3 protein-coding genes are annotated in these 2,750 nt (G+C 76.5%); 2 read left to right on the forward strand and 1 reads right to left on the reverse strand.

The genetic code is table 11. The features are described 5' to 3' along the window. Positions 1–1,303 (reverse strand): cation:proton antiporter domain-containing protein (locus tag WCS02_RS19400; protein WP_340295925.1); only part of this gene is annotated, 1,303 nt, incomplete at its 3' end. A gap of 124 nt (positions 1,304–1,427) precedes the next feature. On the opposite strand from WCS02_RS19400, the gene WCS02_RS19405 reads away from it, so the two are divergent. Beyond that, positions 1,428–1,637, forward strand: coding sequence for a hypervirulence associated TUDOR domain-containing protein (locus WCS02_RS19405; RefSeq protein WP_340295926.1), 210 nt, complete (start codon positions 1,428–1,430; stop codon positions 1,635–1,637). Positions 1,638–1,690: 53 nt separating this feature from the next. Then, positions 1,691–2,461 carry a ribonuclease III domain-containing protein gene (locus WCS02_RS19410; RefSeq protein ID WP_340295927.1) on the forward strand — a complete coding sequence of 257 codons (771 nt, stop codon included), beginning with the start codon at positions 1,691–1,693 and terminating at the stop codon, positions 2,459–2,461. Positions 2,462–2,750 lie beyond the last annotated feature (289 nt).

Below are 2,750 nucleotides of genomic sequence, written 5' to 3' on the forward strand. Positions count from 1 at the left end.
CGTCGCCGTTCCCGTGACCGGCCGCGCCGGCGGCCTGGCGGCGGGCGTCGGCCCGTGCCTCGGTCCGCTGCTCGACGCGGCGGCCCAGCGCCGCGAGGGCCGGCGTGGCCAGCAGCAGCAGCACGCTCGCGGCGATGAAGGCCTGGGAGCCGTCGTCCCCGAGCCCTGCGGGCGACAGGCCGACCGAGCGGCCCTCGGTCTCCAGCACGAACGAGAACTCGCCGATCTGCGCCAGCAGCAGCGCCGTCCCGAGCGCCGGCCCGGCGGGCACCCCCGGCCCGGCCCGGCGCAGCGCCGTCACCGCCAGCCACGTCGTCAGGGCCTTGACGAGGAAGACGACCACGACGCCCAGCAGGACGACGGGCAGGTTCGCCAGCACGAAGCGGACGTCCAGCAGCATGCCGACGGAGACGAAGAAGACCGCCGAGAACAGGATCTGCAGCGGGAGGATCTCGCCGAGGGCCTGGGAGCTGAGCCGGGACTCGCTGACGAGCAGCCCGGCCAGGAAGGCGCCCAGCGACACCGAGACCCCGGCCACGGCGGTGAGGTACGCGGTGCCGAAGCAGATCGCGAGCACCGTGAGCAGGAACACCTCCGGCGAGCAGGTCCGGGCCACCCGCTCCAGCACCGGCGGGAGCAGCCGACGGGCGACCAGGAGGACCGCGGCGATGATCCCCACGGCTGTGAGCAGCGCGACGAGGAGGTCACCGGTCGAGCCGCCGCCCTCCCCGCCCTCGCCGGGCACCCCCAGCAGCGGGACGAACAGCACCATGGCCACGACCGCGAGGTCCTGGAACACGAGCAGGGCGACCGCCAGCCGGCCCCGCACCGTGGTCGTCTCGCGCGCGTCGCCGAGCAGCTTGAGGACGATCGCCGTGCTCGACAGCGACACGAGGAACCCGGTGAACAGGGCGTCGCGCCAGCCGACCCCGAAGGCCGTGCACAGCGCGGCGACGGACAGCACCGCCAGCCCGACCTGGAGGGCGCCGCCGAGCGCGATCCACGTCCGCAGCGCGGCGAGCCGCTCGAGGGAGAACTCGATCCCGATGATGAACAGCAGGAAGATCACGCCGACCTCGGCCGCGGCCTCGACGGTCTCCACCTCGCCGACCAGGCCGAGCTGGGTGGGTCCGATGATCACGCCGGCGACGAGGAAGCCGACGATCGGGACGACCTTGGCCCGCACGGACAGGTAGCCGATGACGGCGGCGGCGACCACGAGGACGGCCGTGGAGGTGAGGAACGCGGGCGGGCCCTCGCCCGCGGCCAGGACGGCGGCGGGCAGGGCGTCGGTGAGCGGCACGGGCGCAGCCAACACGGGCGGGCCGCCGCCGTCCACCACCGTGCGCTCCTGGCGGACAGGCCCCCCTGGCGTCCCGGACGGCCCGGCCGTTTCCCGCGCACGGGGGCGGGGTACCGGGACGGGCATGGCAGACGACATCAGCAAGGGCGACCACGTCGAGTGGAAGACGCACGGCACGACGACGGAGGGGAAGGTCGAGAAGACGATCACCTCCGAGACCGAGGAGGCCGGCCGGAAGGTCAAGGCGTCCGAGGACGAGCCGCAGTACCTCGTGAAGTCCGACAAGAGCGGCAAGGAGGCCGTCCACAAGGGGGACGCCCTCGACAAGAGCTGACGCCGGTCGCGCGGGCGCCGGTGCCGGCGCCCGCGACCTGCCAGGCTGCGGGGATGCCTCCCGGGAGCAGGACCGGACCGCTGCGCCGCGGTGCCGACGCCGCGGACCGTGCGCGGGTCGCCGAGGTGCTGGGCGTGGACGTCGACGAGCGCGACGCCGCCCTGGTCCTGGACCCCCGCGGGCTGGCCTTCCAGCGGCTGGAGTGGCAGGGCGACTCCGCGCTGGACGCGGTCGTCGCGCTGCACCGGTGGGGCGCTCCCGCCTGCTGCCGGGCCCTGGCGCACGAGGACCTGGTGAGCGACGCCGCCCTGGCGGTGACCGCGCAGCGGGCGGGGCTCGCCGACGTCATGGACTGGCGGCCCGACCCGCCGCGGCTGGCGGACGCCGTCGAGACCTGCGTCGGCGCCGGCTGGCACGTCTCGCCCGAGGCCGCCGTGACCGTGGCCGGGCGGCTCGTGCACGCCGAGATCGCTCCCGAGGACGTCGCCGGCCGCGAGGGTGCCGCCGACCTGGCCGACGCCCTGCGCTGCGACGCGCTGGCGGCACCGGCGCACGTCGGCAGCGCCGTCATGGAGGCCTCGGCCGCCGACCTGCTCTACGGGCGCGACGACCTGTCCCGCGAGGACGAGGGGGAGCTGTCGCGCCGGCGCGCGCTCCTGCTCGACGGCGAGCGGGTGCTCCAGGTCGCCGAGGACTCCGGCTGGCTGCCCGGCTGCGGCCTGCACCCCCACCACCTGCTCGACCACGTGCAGGCCCGGGTGGGCCTGGTCGCCGTCGTGCACGGGCTGACGGCGGGCCTGCGCGAGGCGGGCCGGCTGTGGTGAGGCCCGGGCCCGCGCTGACACCGGACAGGTGCTCCTGCACGTCGACCGCGTCCGCCGTGGCTGCCCGGCACCCCGCCGCGCCGACCGACGTGCCCGTCCACAGCCCGTGGCGGCCTGTGCGGGGCCGTCCACAGCTGGCCCGGAGCGGGAGGCCCCGCCCGGGCACGCCGGTCTAGCGTCGCCGACGTGAGCACCGCAGCACGCACCGACGCCCCCGCCCCCGCCACCGCCGGCCTGGCCGACCCTCTCGGCCCCGCCACCGTTGCCGCCGCCGCCGCCGCCGCCGCCG

It is taken from the genome of Aquipuribacter hungaricus, assembly GCF_037860755.1.
GTDB lineage: Bacteria > Actinomycetota > Actinomycetes > Actinomycetales > JBBAYJ01 > Aquipuribacter > Aquipuribacter hungaricus.

What these genes read in the sequence shown, in the direction of transcription:
- WCS02_RS19405 (WP_340295926.1), top strand. Translation starts at nt 1,428, where the DNA reads ATGGCAGACGACATCAGCAAGGGCGACCACGTCGAGTGGAAGACGCAC.
- WCS02_RS19410 (WP_340295927.1), top strand. Translation starts at nt 1,691, where the DNA reads ATGCCTCCCGGGAGCAGGACCGGACCGCTGCGCCGCGGTGCCGACGCC.